13 protein-coding genes are annotated in these 17,724 nt (G+C 40.2%); 6 read left to right on the top strand and 7 right to left on the bottom strand.

The features are described from left to right. The first annotated feature begins 91 nt into the window (after positions 1–91). Genes ACESPU_RS07720 through ACESPU_RS07710 form a run of 3 tightly spaced genes read left to right on the top strand, consistent with a single transcriptional unit; the run spans position 92 to position 4,971 of the window. Positions 92–2,512 (top strand): TonB-dependent receptor, encoded by a 2,421-nt coding sequence (locus ACESPU_RS07720; RefSeq protein ID WP_272026057.1) that lies wholly within the window; start codon positions 92–94, stop codon positions 2,510–2,512. 21 nt (positions 2,513–2,533) lie between these two features. After that, the gene (locus tag ACESPU_RS07715; protein ID WP_272026061.1) at positions 2,534–3,976 is read left to right on the top strand and encodes an MBOAT family protein; all 1,443 of its coding nucleotides are present in this window, start codon (positions 2,534–2,536) and stop codon (positions 3,974–3,976) included. A gap of 35 nt (positions 3,977–4,011) precedes the next feature. Then, complete coding sequence (locus ACESPU_RS07710; protein ID WP_005863746.1) at positions 4,012–4,971, top strand: hypothetical protein; 960 nt, start codon at positions 4,012–4,014, stop codon at positions 4,969–4,971. Here ACESPU_RS07710 and ACESPU_RS07705 read toward each other — a convergent pair. From ACESPU_RS07705 to ACESPU_RS07675, 7 genes are all read right to left on the bottom strand, one after another. Beyond that, positions 4,934–6,007 carry an acyltransferase family protein gene (locus ACESPU_RS07705; RefSeq protein WP_373133242.1) on the bottom strand — a complete coding sequence of 358 codons (1,074 nt, stop codon included), beginning with the start codon at positions 6,005–6,007 and terminating at the stop codon, positions 4,934–4,936. The two genes, ACESPU_RS07710 and ACESPU_RS07705, sit on opposite strands and share 38 nt — an antisense overlap. Before the next feature lie 4 nt (positions 6,008–6,011). Further along, positions 6,012–8,342, bottom strand: a complete 2,331-nt coding sequence (locus ACESPU_RS07700) for a two-component regulator propeller domain-containing protein (RefSeq protein WP_373133241.1) — start codon at positions 8,340–8,342, stop codon at positions 6,012–6,014. Between the two features lies 1 nt (position 8,343). Then, on the bottom strand, positions 8,344–8,925 hold the full coding sequence (locus tag ACESPU_RS07695) for a non-canonical purine NTP diphosphatase (protein WP_009016536.1): 582 nt from the start codon (positions 8,923–8,925) through the stop codon (positions 8,344–8,346). 87 nt (positions 8,926–9,012) lie between these two features. After that, positions 9,013–9,891, bottom strand: coding sequence for a YitT family protein (locus tag ACESPU_RS07690; RefSeq protein ID WP_005860386.1), 879 nt, complete (start codon positions 9,889–9,891; stop codon positions 9,013–9,015). Beyond that, positions 9,888–12,728: a leucine--tRNA ligase gene (leuS, locus tag ACESPU_RS07685; protein WP_121956133.1), complete on the bottom strand. Its 2,841-nt coding sequence runs from the start codon at positions 12,726–12,728 to the stop codon at positions 9,888–9,890. Before leuS ends, ACESPU_RS07690 begins: the two co-directional genes overlap by 4 nt. Positions 12,729–12,817: 89 nt before the next feature. Then, complete coding sequence (locus ACESPU_RS07680) at positions 12,818–13,375, bottom strand: ORF6N domain-containing protein (protein ID WP_008773200.1); 558 nt, start codon at positions 13,373–13,375, stop codon at positions 12,818–12,820. 24 nt (positions 13,376–13,399) lie between these two features. Next, complete coding sequence (locus ACESPU_RS07675) at positions 13,400–13,963, bottom strand: ORF6N domain-containing protein (protein WP_087345186.1); 564 nt, start codon at positions 13,961–13,963, stop codon at positions 13,400–13,402. Between the two features lie 412 nt (positions 13,964–14,375). On the opposite strand from ACESPU_RS07675, the gene ACESPU_RS07670 reads away from it, so the two are divergent. From ACESPU_RS07670 to ACESPU_RS07660, 3 genes are all read left to right on the top strand, one after another. Then, entirely contained in the window at positions 14,376–16,085 is a 1,710-nt protein-coding gene (locus ACESPU_RS07670; protein ID WP_373133240.1) for a tetratricopeptide repeat protein, read from the top strand. 182 nt (positions 16,086–16,267) lie between these two features. Beyond that, positions 16,268–16,630: a DUF3244 domain-containing protein gene (locus ACESPU_RS07665; protein WP_005860396.1), complete on the top strand. Its 363-nt coding sequence runs from the start codon at positions 16,268–16,270 to the stop codon at positions 16,628–16,630. 20 nt (positions 16,631–16,650) lie between these two features. Further along, positions 16,651–17,724, top strand: coding sequence for a DUF4848 domain-containing protein (locus tag ACESPU_RS07660; RefSeq protein ID WP_005863763.1), 1,074 nt, complete (start codon positions 16,651–16,653; stop codon positions 17,722–17,724).

Raw genomic sequence — 17,724 nt, 5'->3', positions numbered from 1 at the left:
AAGAATATATCAAGAATGATCGCTATTAATTACCGTAACATTCTGAATTTAGTTACTTTTGTGTAGAAATCTAATTGTAATTCTCAATATCATGAAAAAGATAGGACTAATGTTGGCCTTATTATGGGTGATTTGTGCGCTCTCGTGGGCTACTTCTCCGGATGCCCGTATTAAGGGGCAGTTAATAGATGCCTCTACGAATCAAGTGATTAATTATGCGGATATATTTCTGTTTACGATGGGAAGTGAAAAACCTTTGCAACAGACTTTTCCGGACGATCAAGGACGTTTCTCGTTTACTAAGGTGGCTCCGGGTAATTATGTGGTCATGGTCCGTCTGATGGGATATGATGTGTTTACAAAGAATGATATCATCTTGGATGCCTCGTCTCCGGTGGATTTAGGTAAGTTGATGATGAGTCCTTTGGAGGTAGGTATCGCCGAAGTGGAGGTAGTGGCCGAGAAACGCCAATTGGTTTATAAGTTGGATAAGAAAGTGGTCGAGGCCTCTTCTAATATGATGGGAGGAGGCGGTTCCGCCGTGGATATATTAGAGAATACGCCTTCCATACGGGTAGACGCGGAAGGCGATGTTACTTTTCGTGGAAGCAGCGGCTTTTTGGTTTACATAGATGGTAAGCCGAGTGTCTTCTCGGGTACACAGGCTTTGGAGCAAGTCCCGGCCGGGCATATAGAGAATATAGAGATTATCACGACACCTTCCGCCAAGCATGATACGGAAGGCGACGTGGGTATCATTAATATTATCACGAAGAAGCATTCCCAGCGGGGATTGAGTGGGATGGTGAATCTCTCGGGAAGTACGTGGCTTTCCCGCCATGTCGATTTCTTGTTGGCACAGCAACATCAGCGTTCCCGTTGGTACATCGGCGGACAGTGGACAGACCGGTTGCGCAAGAGTGATTTCGACCAAGAGAAGATGACGGTGGTGGGCGATCAGACCACTACCTCGCATTCCGTCGGGCCTCGTACGGGAAACAGCTATCATTATACGATGAAAGGCGGTTGGAGCCTGAATCTTCCCAAGACAACCATCGCGTTGGATCTGGAGGGCGGCTATGGCGGAAATAAGCGTAAGGGAGAGATGAACTATAAGGAAACCCGTTCGGTAGCGGGCGGCTCTCCGGTGACGGAAGATTATCGAAGCATAGATGATTATGATAATGATGAGAATATAGGTTTGGGAAGTCTGGCGGTACAGCATAAGTTCAACGATAAGGGACACGAGCTTTCCGGTAGTGCTTATTACAAATATGGCGGCCATGCCTTGGAATATTTCTTTAACGACTTGATGTCCTTGGAAGGGCAACGCCAACAGGGGCACCGTGCTTATGAGGCCGAGCACCGGGAAACGATGCGTATCAATCTGGATTACGCCTTGCCTTTCGGGAAAGGAGGTAAGCTAGAGGCGGGTTACCAATATTATTCTTATCTGGAAGACGGCGATTACAATATGGAATGGTGGGACCCCAAGGGACAAACGTTCTTTTGGCGTGACGATATCTACAACACGTTTTATTTTCAAGAAGGGGTGAATTCTATCTATACGATTCTTTCCCATACGTGGAAGAATTTAGAGGCGCAAGCCGGCGTTCGGGGAGAGCATACGCATACGGTCTTGCGAAGTTCCGTGGAGGGAGCGGATCGTACGAAGAATCGTTTTGAGTTTTTCCCATCGGTGCATTTGGGCTATACGTTCCCGAATGAGCATCGCTTGTTGGCTTCCTATTCCCGTCGTACCACACGTCCGCAGCTTTTCTATATGGAGCCTTATATTACGTATCGCGACTTTTATACGGCCGAGATCGGTAATCCGGATATACGTCCGGAGTACATCAACTCCTTTGAATTGAACTACCGGAAGAATTTCGGGGAAAATACGGTATCCGCTACCGCCTTTCATCGGTATCGGAAAGATAAGATCGAGCGGTTGCGCGTACCTTATTCAGCCGGTGTAACCTTAGACTCGATGTCAAACGTAGGACATGATTATTCAACAGGTATCGAGCTAAGCGTCAGCCTGCATCCGGTACGTTGGTGGAATACCACGGTCAACGGAAACGTTTATCACTATAAGGTGAAGAACGAACAGGCCGCCGGTGGAAATACGACCTCAAGCACCAATTACGATATCCTATGGAATAACCTGTTTAATCTGGGGAAATACACCCGTATCCAATTGGATGGTAGTTTTGTAGGCCCTTCCGTAACGACGCAGGGCCGTACGGACGCTTATTGGTATGCGAACGTAGCCGTTCGCCAGCAACTATGTAACCGAAAACTAACCGCTACCTTAGCTTTCCGGGATATTTTCCGTTCTGCCAAATATATCAGCGATATCCAAACAGCGGATTTACGCTCCCTGACACGTATCAAACCCAAATATCCACAAATCACGTTGACGTTGAGTTGGACATTTAATAGTTTCAAGGCCAAATCCACCCAAGCGAAAGAAGATCGCTCGGAGATGTTCGAGGGTATAAAGCATTAGTATTATATCTTCGCGGTTATTATGCTATTTAATTCGATTGAATATTTGATTTATTTGCCAATCGTATTTTTACTGTATTGGCTTGTCTTCGGAAAGCGACTGCGACTACAGAATTTATTTGTAGTCGTAGTTAGTTATCTTTTTTACGGGTGGTGGGATTACCGGTTCTTGGTATTGATAGCCCTTACCTCTTTCTGTAGTTGGCTGAGTGGGATAGGAATAGAGGAAGTACGTACGAGGGCAGGGAAGATACCTCGCTGGTTCGATAAAGGTATCGTGGCTGCGAATGTCATATTTAACTTACTGATACTCTCTTTCTTCAAGTATTACGACTTTTTTGTGGATAGTTTGATAGATGCTTTCTCTTATATAGGGATTTCATTGCACATCTCTACGCTTTCTCTCTTATTACCGGTCGGGATTAGTTTTTATACATTCCAAGCCTTAAGTTATACGATTGACGTGTATAGAGGTAAATTACCGGTAACAAGAGATATCGTTTCCTTTTTCGCATTTGTTAGTTTTTTCCCTCAGTTGGTGGCCGGTCCTATCGAACGGGCTACTAACCTGTTGATACAATTTGAGAGACCTCGCAGCTTCGAGTATAACGACGCTGTAGATGGGATACGACAAATGATGTGGGGGTTTTTCAAAAAAATCCTGATAGCCGATAATTGTGCCTTGGTCGTAGATGACATATTCGGGAACTATGGAAATTACCCGGCTAGTACTTTGCTATTGGGAGCCGTTTTGTTCTCATTCCAGATTTATGGAGATTTTTCCGGATATTCAGATATCGCTATAGGTACAGCCAAGTTGTTTGGGATACAGTTGAGGCAAAATTTCCGGTATCCCTATTTTTCTTTAGATATAGCCGAATTTTGGAGACGTTGGCATATCTCGTTGAATACTTGGTTCGTAGATTATGTATATATTCCCTTGGGAGGTAGCCATAATGGTTTCTTTAGACATATTCGGAATATCTTGATCATATTTTTCTTGAGCGGTCTTTGGCATGGAGCGAACTGGACATTTGTGGCTTGGGGTGTTTACCATGGTTTGCTATGTATAGCATTGTTGATACTAAAGAAATATGTAAAGATAAGGTTGATACCATCAAACGTTGTGTCTATGTTGGTTACATTTGGCTTCGTGGTGATCGGATGGATTCTATTTAGGGCTGAGAATATATCAATGGCATTCGATTATATATATGATCTGTTCTCCTCTTCTTTATTCCGTGTGCCTAAGGTAAGTGGGGCCAATAATGTTTCTGCTTTATTATCGCTTATTTTCATTACTTGTATGTTAGTGATCGAGTGGATGAATCGGAAACAGCCGTTTGGATTTGATATTAGGAAAATACGAAGTATATATATACGATATACTTTATATGCGATCCTCTTATTTTGTATATATTTCTTCGGAAATAACGCTTCTAGCTTTATTTATTTTCAATTCTAGCAAGTATGAAACCAACGCATAAACAAATAAAGAGTATGATAAGATTCCTGTTGTTTCTGGGGATCTTGTTGTTTTTGTTCAATCAGATCACTCCCTATCTCTATCGATTATTGCCTAACGACTACGTACGAACACGACTTATATGGAGTACGTTAAATAATCCGGAAGAGCGTCCGGATCTTGTCATTTTAGGTAATAGCCGCGGTATGAGTGGTGTGAACGGATACAAGTTAGAAGCAGAGTTACGAGGAAATCCCTGTGTATATAATCTTACCTCTACCGGTCAGAGATTGAGTGAGAGTGCCTTGTATTATTCCTATTTACCATCTTCTGTTCAAGTAGTTGTACAGTGTGTGGATTTAGATCAATTACGTGGCCCGATCGAATTGGATGATCCCAACCGGGTAGCTCTACATATGTATGGATATAAAATGGATGGTTTTACCTGTGAATTACTTCCTGCTTTAGAAAAAACTTTAAGTGAACCGAATTTATACTATAATTATGTGGCTCGAAATTGTTTATTCTCCGGCTTGACTACTTATCTGCGTAATAAGTTGGATGATGATGTTATCCCCGGAATTATAACCTCTGATTTACGTTATCCAAACTCTACGATGTCTGATAGAAATGAATCTGTCTATAAACGGAAAGTAGAAGAACAGAATGAAGAAAATAAATTCGAGGCATATCAAATCACTCCTGAATGGAAAAGGTTAATAGAGCGTTCTTCCGTTTATTTTAGGGATAGGGGTATTATTTATTGTCTGGTTGTCATGCCGTATAACCCGGATATAACAGCTTTTACAGTAGCGGAGAAACAACGAGCTTTGCGAATGTTTACTCAAATGTTTGATTCTATCCTTATCGTCGACTGTATGGAGCTATTGGATACGTCGGATTTTTATGATGCTATCCATCCGAACCGGAAAGGAGCGGAGAAGATAACAGATCAGATCATCCGATCATTGCGTTCATCTGGTTTTTCTTTTTAGGATGATATAAACAAGGTTTCTCTATGTATTTCCAGGATAACATACCCAATCCGGTGCTAAGGATAGTGGTAAGAGCCAATGTCAATATAAAGCTATACCGATCAAGTCCGTAATGAATGAATATTTGGATGATCGGGAAATGAATCAAGAAAATACCATACGAGAAATTTCCCATCCGATTGAATACATGTAACCACTTGAATCCATAAGCTACCGTGATAATGATAGAGGCTAGAGCGATAGGCTCGAAAATACTCAGCAACAGATACTCTCTACCCAATAAAAGAAATAGGCTGACAGGGAACAAATATCTCATATATTTTCGAAAAATAGGGAAATAGGCAAGTATGATAATACCAGAACAAAAGTACATCATTTGTCCGGGGAATTGTCTTTTCATGAATTCATAAATAGGGTTGTGTGTCATATCATCTAAATAATTACACGTTGTCGAGTAGATGAAAGATAAGATATAAATAAGAAGTAGGCATATTAATTTGTTATATCTTTTCAGTAACCAATAGATAATGGGTATGGTGATATATAGCATGAATTCAACCTTGATAGTCCATAAAGACCCATTCATCGCTTGTAAAGGATTGGTATCGAATACGCCGGGTAAATCCGGCGATAAAAAGTTAAATGTAAGTAAATTACAGATAAGATAGGTGTATAAGCTAGAAGAGGTGAGGTATTCCCTGCAGGATAAGGAAGTAAGGAATAATCCGATTAAGGCACATAATAAAATAGTCAAGCTGTAGGCGGGCATAATACGTTGAATACGTTTACGGAAAAAAATCCGGGTATTAGGCGTACGTAAGAAGCTAAACATAACAAGAAATCCACTAATAATAAAGAAACCTTTCACTCGAAATCCTCCGCTAACAAACCAAAAAGGATCAGTATCTGTCAGTGTGCTGAAATGGTTGAACATGACAGAATACGCAAGAAAGAAGCGAATAAAATCAAAATTATTCGCTTCTTTTACTTGATTTATTAATCTGGAGTTGAGTAAAACTTTCTCTGATTGATTCATTGTTCTATTTGACTACAATGATTTTTGTTACAACGCTCTCTGAGGCTTCCTCTGTGGAAGCTAGTACAAGATATACGCCTGTCGCTACACGTGATCCGCTTGCGTTCCGGCAATTCCAGATAGCTTGCCCCCCCAAGGATTTAGTTTGATAAATAATATTTCCGTTTAAATCCGTGATTTTTACATTCGAATTATCCATTAATCCTACAATCGTTACTTTATCCATATGTTCGGGACGTACCGGATTAGGATATGCATAGATCTCCGAGTAATCAGATTTACCTTCCGAAGCTTCTCCTTGATAGGAATTTAGTCCTTTATCGGTACCGATAAAAACCTCACCGGTCTTATCGTTTATCTCTATATCGTATATGTTATCGGAAAGGAGCGGGCTATTGGTCGTATTAAATTGATAAACGATTGTCTCATTATCATTATCTAGAACATAGACGCCATTTCCTTTGGTTCCAATCCATTTTCGATTACCTGCGTCTACTTTTAGGGTCGTGACAACAACGTTATCTAAGAAATAAGCGAGATTACCAGTTTCCTCATTGGTATATTTTACCCTTGTACAACGTGTAGCGGCTTTATCCTCAGCGGAAGAGATCCTAGGTTTAGTGAAGTATACGGCTCCCCGATTCGTACCAACCCAGATATATCCATCCTTATCCTCGGCTACGCATGCATAATTACTAGGAGTCAATTCTTTTCCGTCGGTATCAATAAGTGTAGTAAACTCATACGAGGAAACTTCATCTAAAGACTCGCTATTCGGTATCATTACAAGTTTAGGGGTGTTACGAGGCACATAAATCCATTTGTCGTTAGTGGAGGTTATAAGTATATCGTTTATTGTATAAACTCCTCTAAGTTGCTCGATATCCAAACGATGCCATGCTCCTGCTTTGTCAAGAACAAGTACCGCATGGTTAACCTCTGAGCTTGTCATCCACAAATTTCCATTTTTATCAAAGGCCAGTCCATCTATATAACAATAACCGGACCCATAGCCTCCTGCGGTTTCTTTAAAGGCATTCTTTTCATTGTATGACTGGACGGGAGTTCCATTCTTATATTGGATAACGCCATCACCCATAGAAGAGGCGTATACGATCTCATCATTAGAATCGTCGGTCGTTACGGCTATACTTGTATAGTCTCGTGGATTTCTTGGTAAATTGAGTTTCTTTTGGGCTTCTTTAGGATCGATAAAAGACCATTTATCATAATCGTATGTAAGAATATAACCTCCTTTGTCGAAGCGCTTACCATTTAGGAGGTCTTTACCTCCTATGATCATATATACTTTATCATTTTTACAAACAATATCGAATGCGCTATTGCTGTAAGGTCCGTCTAAAATGATAGGTTCATTAAGAGCCTCAAAACTATTTGAGCCTTTCCGTTGGATGGAACGTAGCCCTTTGCTTCCTTCCGCTATCCAATATTTGTCTGTTTGATAGGTACTGATGTCATTGATACTTAAGTTTATTTGGTCAAACTTTTGTGTATCGGATACGATGAAAACCCTTGAGTTATCTATACATGCTAATTTTTCGCCTATTACTTTCATGTATTTTAGGGTTGAGCTATTTATTATTCGGGAAAGCTCTCCATTGTTTTCATAGAAGATACCTTGCTGACTGACCAAGTAGAACAAGGTATTCTTGAATGAAGCGATAGCTGAGATCGTATGACTATCGGAAAGGTTTGATAATCCATAGGGCTTCCAGTTTGCCTTATCCAGTAGGTTCTCTTTTAATGAGGCGTATATAATCCCCGAAGATACTTCTGCTTTATTGGTTGTAGAGGCATATATATTGCCATTCTGTATGGCACACGATGTTATATTTAAGGAAAGCTTGTAGGTATCCTTTATTTCCTTTTTGGCCATATTGACCACGACGATACCAAATGCTGTCGATAAATAGGCATATTCATCATGTACCAATACTGAATTGATTTGTTTGTCTCTTATGGACGTACTGGTTGACAGATAAGGTAGATTTGTCGCCACTCCTCCCTCAAGTATATCTATATTTGAATTATCATAGATAATAAGGAGTGATTTTGTTTGTTTATTATAGCGGATCAAAGAAATCGTATTATCATTTAATCCGTTTCCTTTATAATATTGCTTAATACTATTATCATCTTTTCCATACGTATAAAGAGATCCTTCCGCTACCACAAATACTTGGTCGTTCGATTCCTCTACGCTGTTTGTGTTATTGTAAGAAAGATACGTTTTCCATCCGGTTGTATTAAAATTAGCGGCTAATACAGTGAATGAAAAAAATGAAAATAGAATGATAGTAAGTATATGTCTCATATTAACAATTGTAATCAGATAAAAATGATGTTAACTTCATGACGGCTTTCGCACGATGGCTGATCTGGTTTTTTGTATCGTTACCCATCTCGGCGAAAGTTTGTGTATAGGTATCAGGCATGAATATAGGATCGTATCCAAATCCGCTATCTCCGCGTTTTTCGGTAGTGATAGAGCCATTCACGATACCGTCGAAGGTATATTCTTTTCCGTCAAGGACTAGAGCTATGACCGTGCGGAAACGTGCTTTTCTGTTTTCTTTATGATTCATTTCGGACAACAGCTTGTTCATATTAGCTTCCGAGTCGTGCCCTGTTCCTGCGTAACGAGCCGAATAGACTCCCGGAGCATTATTCAATACCTCGACTTCTAATCCCGTGTCGTCAGCGAAACAATCATATCCGAATTTCTCCTTGATATAGCGGGCTTTTAGCAAAGCATTTCCCTCTAAGGTATCTGCCGTCTCGGGGATATCGTCATGGCAATCTATATCGGATAAACTTATGATTTCCGCGTATCCGGCGGTTATCTTGCGGACCTCGTCCAGTTTGTGTTGATTATTTGTCGCGAATACAAGTTTCATATTTCGTAATCTATTAAATAAGAAAGCATTTCTATACGGTAGATATATAACGTATGGAAATGCTTTAAATTGTTTGTATATTCTTTTTTAAGTCTTTATCTGATCGAACCCCTCACCATATACCCCTCGGACAATGCTTTGGGAGATGAACGCTTGGTGGTCTATCCGTTTCACGATCCGGAAGATGGAGACGGATTCGGATTTCTTGGCGAGTAGTACGACTACCTTGACGGGTTTGCGGGAATAACCGCCCTCGCCGTCCAGTATCGTACAGCCACGGCCTAAGTCATGGATGATGCGATCCGCTATCTCGTCGTACTTCTGGGAGAAGATGAGGAATTGTACGGATTGGCGGTTACCGTTCAATACCATGTCGAGAACGTAATTGCTTATGACCATCTCCACGAAACCGAAAACGATCTTGTCCACGTTATGGAACAGGAAGAAAGAGGAACTGATGATGAAGAAATCGCAAAACAGAAGGATACGTCCGATCGATATATTCTTATATTTATTGATTACCGCACCGATAATATCCGTACCTCCGGTACTACCGTTCGCCGAGAATACCAATCCTAGTCCGGCACCACACATAAACGCTCCGATTATGATAGCCATAAACGGCTGGTCGTGCAGTATAGGTTGTCCTTTCAGCAGCCACTCGAAGAGAGAGAGAGAAGCCGAGAGTGAGAAAACTCCGAAAATAGTTTTTATCAAGAATTTTAGACCAAGGATCTTTAAGGCTACCACCAACAAGGCTACGTTGATGACAAAATAAGATACGGATACCGGGATCAATCCATTGGAGGCAAAGAAGATCAACGCACAGATACCACTTACCCCACCTGTCACGATCTCGTTGGAAAGGATAAAGGCGTTGAATCCGAATCCGTATAATAAAGTTCCGAACAGGATCATTAGATAATCCTGTACGGAAAAATAGATTTTTGTGAGTTTTAAGTTCATCCCACTACGATATTAACGATTTTGCCGGGAACGACAATAACTTTCTTAACGGCCTTGCCTTCCATCCACTTCGCTGAGTTCTCATGATTCAAAGCCGCTTTCTCGGCGTCCTCCTTAGAAATATCCGCCGGTAGCTCTAGGTTGTAGCGAGCTTTACCATTGAATGAGATCGCGTAAACAACGGATTTCTCCTTGAGATATTCTTCGTTGTGTTTCGGCCACCGGGCATCGCAGATGGTCGTATCATGTCCTAATTGATGCCATAGCTCTTCCGCTATATGAGGAGCGAACGGAGCCAATAAAGTGATCAGCGGCTCCAAGATGGCGCGCTTGCTGCATTTTAAGCTCGTTAACTCGTTCACGCAAATCATGAAGGCGCTAATGGACGTGTTGTATGAGAAATGCTCGATGTCGAACGTTACTTTCTTGATCAGCTTATGCAAGGATTTCAATTCGTCGGCCGTAGGCTCGGCATCGGTAACTTGCAGGGTATCCGTATTGCCGAAGAACAAGCCCCAAAGCTTCTTTAAGAAACGGTGTACGCCATCGATACCGTTCGTATCCCAAGGCTTGGATTGCTCCAACGGGCCTAGAAACATCTCGTACAAACGTAGGGTATCGGCACCATATTTCTCAACGATCATATCCGGGTTCACTACGTTGAACATGGATTTGGACATCTTCTCGACCGCCCATCCGCAGATATATTTACCATCTTCCAATACGAACTCCGCGTCGTTGTATTCCGGACGCCAGTTCTTGAAAGCCTCTATATCCAACAGATCGTTAGATACGATATTTACGTCTACATGGATAGGGGTGACCTCGTATTGGTCTTTCAAGTTCAAGGAAACGAATTTATTGGTTCCGTTGATGCGGTACACGAAGTTCGAGCGTCCTTGGATCATACCTTGGTTGATCAATTTCTTGAACGGCTCTTCCTCGCAAACGATACCCAAGTCGAACAAGAACTTATTCCAGAAACGGCTGTAAATCAAGTGGCCGGTAGCGTGTTCCGTACCACCGATATATAAATCCACGTTTCTCCAATATTCATCCACGTCTTTAGCTACCAAGGCTTTATCATTATGCGGGTCCATATAGCGCAAATAATAAGCGGAAGAACCGGCGAAGCCCGGCATCGTACAAAGCTCTAGCGGGAAGATCGTCTGGTTATCGATCTTCGATACCTCGGTGACTTTTTGGTTTACCGTGTCCCAAGCCCATTTAACGGCGTGTCCTAATGGAGGCTCGCCCGTCTCGGTAGGCAAGAATTTATCTACTTCCGGCAGCAACAGGGGCAGACATTCTTCCGGCAACATCTGAGGCATGCCATCGGCGTCGTAATATACCGGGAACGGTTCGCCCCAATAACGCTGGCGGCTGAAAATAGCGTCGCGCAAGCGGTAGTTTATCTTCACACGTCCCAGATCGTGATCTTTTACGTATTTCTTGGTAGCGGCTATCGCTTCCTTGATCGTCAGTCCGTTCAAGGAAAGATCGCAATAAGGAGTAACGCCGGCTCTCGGAGAATTGCATACGATACCTTCCTTGGCATCGAAACTTTCCTCGCTTACGTCGCAACCTTCCACCAAGGGGCGGATTTCCAGTCCGAAATGCTTCGCGAAAGCGTAGTCGCGGCTATCGTGCGCCGGAACCGCCATGATCGCTCCCGTACCGTAGCCGGCCAATACATAGTCGCTGATCCAGATGGGAACCGCCTCGCCCGTAAACGGGTTAATAGCGTAGGAACCACTGAATACACCGGTTACCTGACGGTCGGCGATGCGCTCGCGCTCGGTACGTTTCTTGGTGCGATCTAGGTAAGCGTCTACTTCCGCTTTTTGGTCTGCCGTAGTTAATTGTTGAACCAATTCGCTTTCCGGAGCTAATACCATGAAGGTAACACCAAACATCGTATCGGCACGGGTCGTAAAGATCGTGAATTCCCTGTCGCTGTCTTTTACCTTGAAGCGAACCTCGGCACCTTCGCTGCGTCCGATCCAGTTCTTTTGGGTCTCTTTCAAGGAATCCGTCCAGTCGATCGTATCCAATCCGTCCAACAGGCGTTGTGCGTAAGCGGATACACGTAAGCACCATTGGCGCATGATCTTTTGTTCCACCGGATAGCCTCCACGCTCGGAAACACCGTTCACGACCTCATCGTTCGCTAATACGGTACCCAAGGCGGCACACCAGTTTACCATGGTCTCTCCACGATAAGCGATCCGGTAGTTGAGTAATATCTCTTGTTTTTCTTTATCGCTCTTGGCTTTCCATTCCTCGGCGGTGAAACTAAGTTCCTCTCCGCAAGCTACGTTCAGACCTTCCGTACCACTGGTCTCGAAAGCCTGTATCAACTCGCTGATCGGGCGGGCTTGCTTCTCGTCGTTGCAGTAGTAGCTGTTGAACATCCGGATGAAGGCCCATTGCGTCCATTTGTAATATTCGGGATCACAGGTACGGATCTCACGGCTCCAATCGTAGCAGAAACCGATCTTTTCCAATTGCTCCCGATAACGGGCTATATTATTCTTTGTCGTGATCTCCGGATGTTGGCCGGTCTGGATGGCGTATTGCTCCGCGGGCAATCCGTAAGCGTCGTAACCCATCGGGTGCAATACGTTAAAACCTTGCAAACGTTTGAAACGCGAATAAATATCAGAAGCTATATAACCGAGCGGGTGGCCAACGTGCAATCCCGCACCGGAAGGATAGGGGAACATGTCCAATACATAGTATTTAGGCTTATTCGTGTCCTTTTCGACTTTATAAACCTTTTCGGCAATCCAGTAGTCGTGCCACTTCTTCTCAATCTCTCTGAAATTGTACTCCATGATCGTTTATCGTTTTTGTATCGTTTTCTATTTAAGGCCACAAAGTTAGTGAATTTATTTATTTTATATGAGTTATTTACATGAACTGTTTATTTCACGTAACCAATCCGGGGGCGAGATTGATTCTCGGTTCTTTTCGCTTGTAACTCAGCGAGTGACAGATTGATTAGCTCAAGTTGCGTACGGGTATCTTCGTTGATGTCGTTGTAATCGGCAAATGCTTCTTCGATATACGCTTTGAGTTCCTTTACTTCTTGTTGGAGTTCAAGCAAAGGGGAGGAAGAACTTATTATTTGTCGTATACCGACGAAAGCACGCATGATAGAGATATTGACTTTAATGGCTGTATCGGATCTGAGTACAGAAGAAAGCATTGCTATACCTTGCTCCGTGAAAGCGAATGGAGCATATTGGTTACCTCCTTTCTTTGAGATGCCAATTTGGCATACCATATTGTTTTTCAAGTTGTTAAATTCTTGAATTGTTAATGTGAACATAAAATCATCAGGAAAGCGTTCTATGTTTCGTCTGACCGCACGTTTCAATTGGGCGGTTTCCGTTCCATACATTTCCGCCAGATCAAAATCCAGCATGACTTTTTGCCCTCTGATCTCATAAATCTTGTTTTGTATCGCTTGTAATTCCATAGTATAAGAACTTATTAGTTTACTTTATTTGATATAACCAATTTTAGGCTTTTTAGCATTGTTCTTTTTCTTTGTAGCCAGTTCGGAAAGAGCTATGTAAATATCATCCAAAGACTTTTGGGTGTCTTCACTGAGATCATTGATAGCGCAAAGGGTTTCCTCATTAGCCATTTCAAGAGATTTGATACGTTCTTGTAGTTCTTTAATTTCGATGGAACTAGTGATAGTTTGTAAGGTATAATTCCGGATAGCGACAAAGGCTCTCATAATGTTTCTGTTGATTTCTATGGCAGTTTTAGAATTTAGCACACTACTAAGCATAGCCACCCCTAATTCCGTGAAAGCAAAAGGCTTATATTTGAAATTACTACCTCTTCCTTTATTCAAGATACCAAATTGGCATCTTGAAAGTTCCTCCTTGGTTAACTCAAACATGAAATCATCTCCTTCAAAGCGTTCTATATTACGTCTGACCGCACGTTTCAATTGGGCAGTTTCCGTTCCATACATTTCCGCCAGATCAAAATCCAGCATGACTTTCATACCTCTGATCTCGTGAATCTTGTTTTGTATCGTTTGTAATTCCATAGTAAAGATTTTAGTTTAATATTGTAGTAATGGTCGCAAAGGTTTGTAAAATAATTGAGATAAGCAATAAGCTAGTTGGATATTTATGATTGGTTGTATTTGTAAGTTGTACAATGAATTATTGCTGATCCGGCTTATTGTCTATTTTTTATGTGTTTTTATTTTCCTTATAAGATTTCCGGGAAAAACACGTACGTGATTTATGAAAAACACGTACGACTTTTCGGAAAAACATGTACGTGTTTTCCGGAAAACATGATGATGTTTTTATATCACTGATATTCATGTATATATAACTTGATACCTTTGCATGGACTTATTGTGTTTTTTTTCTTCTTGTATTTGTTATTTTGTTGTTCTATCGTTTGTTTATGAATTAAAAATATTTAATTTTGCTTATCTATAATAAAGGATGAAGTCATTTATATATATACTATTAACTTCCTTGACTTTCCTTGTGGTAGGATGCCAAAATGAATCTGAGGAAATCCGTTTGATCAATCAGGCGGAACGCCTGTTTGATGCTTATCCGGATAGTGTAATCACTACATTGGATTCCATTCCGCTCCCAGAAGAGATGAGTCCCCGTCTGATAGCCCGTTGGTGTATGTTATACGCACGTGCCGCCGATAAAATAGAGGACGAGATGCCTTATACGAACCAGCTTGAGATCGCCTTGAAATACTATCAAAAGAAAAAGATGCGGGAAGAGGAGGCTGAGATCGGTCTTTATCTGGGGCGTTCGTACGTGGAGGATAAGGAGTACGAGAAGGCAATGAGGACTTACTCCGATGCGCTGAAAGTAGCGTTGGCGATTAAGGATTATAATCGTGCCGGGTATATTTGTAGTTATATGGGGGATTTGTATGAACTGGATGATCGTTATGTGTTAGCTGCAAAAAAATATAAGGAGAGCGGACGGTATTTTCGATTGGCCGGTAATATGAAAAGCTATGTGCGTTCGTTTGTGAATGAGGGAAGGAGTTATATGGATGTTGATTCTAATTATTTAGCTTTAACTATATTGAAGCGAGCAGAAGTGATAATAGATTCCTTGAGAGTAGATGAGGTTAGAAATTATGTATACAATGGTCTAGGTAATATATTTAATGTTTTGGAAAAATATGATTTAGCTGAAAAATATTTATTGAAGAGCATAAAAGAGGATTCGAGTGATACTGCTTCGGATTATTTGACCTTATCAGATCTTGAGCAAAAGCGTGGAAATTTAGAACAAGCGGAAAATTATCTTCAAAAGGCTAATAGTGTATCCATAGATAATGATTTTGTACCGGCTACTATTGCTTATCATTATTATAAAATAAATAAAGAAAGAGATGATTATAAAAGAGCTTTGTCTTTTTATGAAGAATATGTAGCAGCAGAGGATTCCCTTATGAATATAAGTAAATCTGTCGATATATATGATACAGAACAAAAATATGAACATTTGAAATTGCATAATGAAAATATAAGATTACTATTAAAGGGGCAAAGGAATTATACTTTTATATTGATATTGTTATTTTTATGTGCTTTACTCATTATTGTCTATTTAGCTACGATAAGAAGAAAGAATCGTTCACTTTTAAAACAACAAGAAAAAATTAATACTTTGAATCAAAGCATATATCAATTATATGCAGAACTTCGGAGAAAGAGTGATGAACTAATCCAATTGCAAAATACTCAGTATTCTTCGGTGAAAATGCAAGTGGAATATGAAAATGTACAGAAAGAGGTAGATAGCTTGAGATCTCGATTATTCGAATTAAGAGAATCTAAAATTCTCAATAGTAATTTAGCTAAAAAAATAAAGAAAATATCTCAAACTGTGCAGCCTAATCATTCTGAAGCACCCGTTTCCGAAAAAATGTGGATTGATATTGAAGTTTTGATGATGGAAGTTTACCCTAGTGTTATAAAGGTACTGAAGGATGCAGGCTTGTCACCATCGGAGATGCATCTTTGTTTCCTTACATTATTTAAACTTGATTCAACAGCTATATCTATCCTTTTAAATATTATTCCTACTTCCGTCGATCGTACACGTTTGCGAGTACGAAAGAAATTAAATTGGGAAGGTAAACAAGGATTGTATGAATCTCTTGTTAATATTTAGTATGTAATAAACCTTCATTTAAGGGGCTCTACGATTGTTTGTCTATGTATTTGTTTTTATAGTATTTGATTGTCAAGTGTTTACGTTTTTTTCTTTGTCTATGTGGATTACATAATTTAACCCCTTTAGATCATATATAATCTCTAGATTTGCAACCGAAACATAACAAAAAAAGAGAGATTATGAAAAATGTAAAATGGCTACTAACAGTGTTGTTTATTTTTTCAATTTGTATTCCATCTTTTGCAGGTCATGTGCCTTTACATGGTCATCTTAAGAAAAAACAGCGATCTGTAAATTTGGATGTACCTATAAAAGCAGACATAGATGAAACTTCAAAAGTTTTGTCTTTGGAGTTTTTAGAATATATAGGAGAGGTACGAGTATCTGTTGTGGATGCGAATGGAAATATCGTTTATGAGGAGATAGTGGATACACAAGATGTTTCTTCTAGTATTATCTCATTAGATGAATGTACTTCTGGATCTTATGGACTTTATATATCAGATTCAGAAAACTACGCAGAAGGTTTTTTTAATTTATAAATAATTCAAATTTTAGAAGTATGGACAAAAAGACAGTGCTTTTAGCATCTGCATGTACTTTATTGATGATATCATGTAGTAATGATGCGGAATTGATTAATGTTGCTGAAACGACAGGATTACAAACAAAGGCTTTTGTTGGTGAAGCAGATTTCCAAATTGTAGATTATGCGGGAGATAAATGTATTCAGTTCAAGAATGATTCCGTCTTTAATGCGATGCTTTGGGAGATGAATGATATGTCAGAAGAAGAGAGAAATAATATTTTCTCGGGGGCAGGTTTCGTAAGTCAATGGCAACTTATGCAAGAAGCAGATCAAGAACAGGAGCTTATTGTAGACAATTATGAGAAAGATCTTAGCCAACCTTGGCCTGCTCATCAAATCAAAGAATTCAAACAAAAATATGATGATGTTTTCATGTTTGAACCTTATGATTCTACAGATTTTATTGCGCATTATAAATTAAAAGGTTCTACATATAGTTCTTTTGTGAATAGAAGAGGGGTGTTTTTGATAGGAGATAGTGTAGCACATGCTCCTGTATATAAGGCTTTAGAGGAATATTTCGGATCAGGGATATCATTGTATGGTAATAATGAAGCTACAAATGAAAAGAATGATATAAACCTAGCTGAAAGTAAATATCAAATACCAGGTGGTGATTATGTAAAGGTTCGAGCTATTCCAAGATTTATAGAGTTACAAACTATTGAAAATAAAAATTATTTGTCATTGGGCTTTGATTATCTTAGTCAAAAAAAGAAAGTTTTATGGAAAAAACACCGTACAATGATTATACTACGTCTTACAGCTTCAGGGTCAGGAAGTGGTTTTGAAGTATATAATGTTTCAATTAAAAATTATCAGAATAAAAATGGGGTAACAATTCTTTTACATACAGATGTATATAATAAACTTTTAGCTAAGGATCAAGGAGGTATGTTAGGGCATGTTGGTGAAAATCCAAGAAACTCAGTTACAATCGTAACTCCTCCTCGATTTGAGTTTTCTGGACGAATGGAAATTTGGTCAGATGAAATGCCTGAAAGTAATAAAGGGACTGCAAAAATAAGTTTAAAAGAAGACTGGTGA

The sequence above is a fragment of the Parabacteroides sp. 20_3 genome (assembly GCF_964238835.1).
GTDB lineage: Bacteria > Bacteroidota > Bacteroidia > Bacteroidales > Tannerellaceae > Parabacteroides > Parabacteroides distasonis.
Note: the sequence above shows the minus strand (reverse complement) of the source record. Positions and strands in the feature narration are given on the sequence as shown.

What these genes read in the sequence shown, in the direction of transcription:
- ACESPU_RS07710 (WP_005863746.1), top strand. Translation starts at nt 4,012, where the DNA reads ATGATAAGATTCCTGTTGTTTCTGGGGATCTTGTTGTTTTTGTTCAAT.
- ACESPU_RS07670 (WP_373133240.1), top strand. Translation starts at nt 14,376, where the DNA reads ATGAAGTCATTTATATATATACTATTAACTTCCTTGACTTTCCTTGTG.
- ACESPU_RS07700 (WP_373133241.1), bottom strand. Translation starts at nt 8,342, where the DNA reads ATGAGACATATACTTACTATCATTCTATTTTCATTTTTTTCATTCACT.
- ACESPU_RS07690 (WP_005860386.1), bottom strand. Translation starts at nt 9,891, where the DNA reads ATGAACTTAAAACTCACAAAAATCTATTTTTCCGTACAGGATTATCTA.
- ACESPU_RS07705 (WP_373133242.1), bottom strand. Translation starts at nt 6,007, where the DNA reads ATGAATCAATCAGAGAAAGTTTTACTCAACTCCAGATTAATAAATCAA.
- leuS (WP_121956133.1), bottom strand. Translation starts at nt 12,728, where the DNA reads ATGGAGTACAATTTCAGAGAGATTGAGAAGAAGTGGCACGACTACTGG.
- ACESPU_RS07660 (WP_005863763.1), top strand. Translation starts at nt 16,651, where the DNA reads ATGGACAAAAAGACAGTGCTTTTAGCATCTGCATGTACTTTATTGATG.
- ACESPU_RS07680 (WP_008773200.1), bottom strand. Translation starts at nt 13,375, where the DNA reads ATGGAATTACAAGCGATACAAAACAAGATTTATGAGATCAGAGGGCAA.
- ACESPU_RS07715 (WP_272026061.1), top strand. Translation starts at nt 2,534, where the DNA reads ATGCTATTTAATTCGATTGAATATTTGATTTATTTGCCAATCGTATTT.
- ACESPU_RS07695 (WP_009016536.1), bottom strand. Translation starts at nt 8,925, where the DNA reads ATGAAACTTGTATTCGCGACAAATAATCAACACAAACTGGACGAGGTC.
- ACESPU_RS07675 (WP_087345186.1), bottom strand. Translation starts at nt 13,963, where the DNA reads ATGGAATTACAAACGATACAAAACAAGATTCACGAGATCAGAGGTATG.
- ACESPU_RS07720 (WP_272026057.1), top strand. Translation starts at nt 92, where the DNA reads ATGAAAAAGATAGGACTAATGTTGGCCTTATTATGGGTGATTTGTGCG.
- ACESPU_RS07665 (WP_005860396.1), top strand. Translation starts at nt 16,268, where the DNA reads ATGAAAAATGTAAAATGGCTACTAACAGTGTTGTTTATTTTTTCAATT.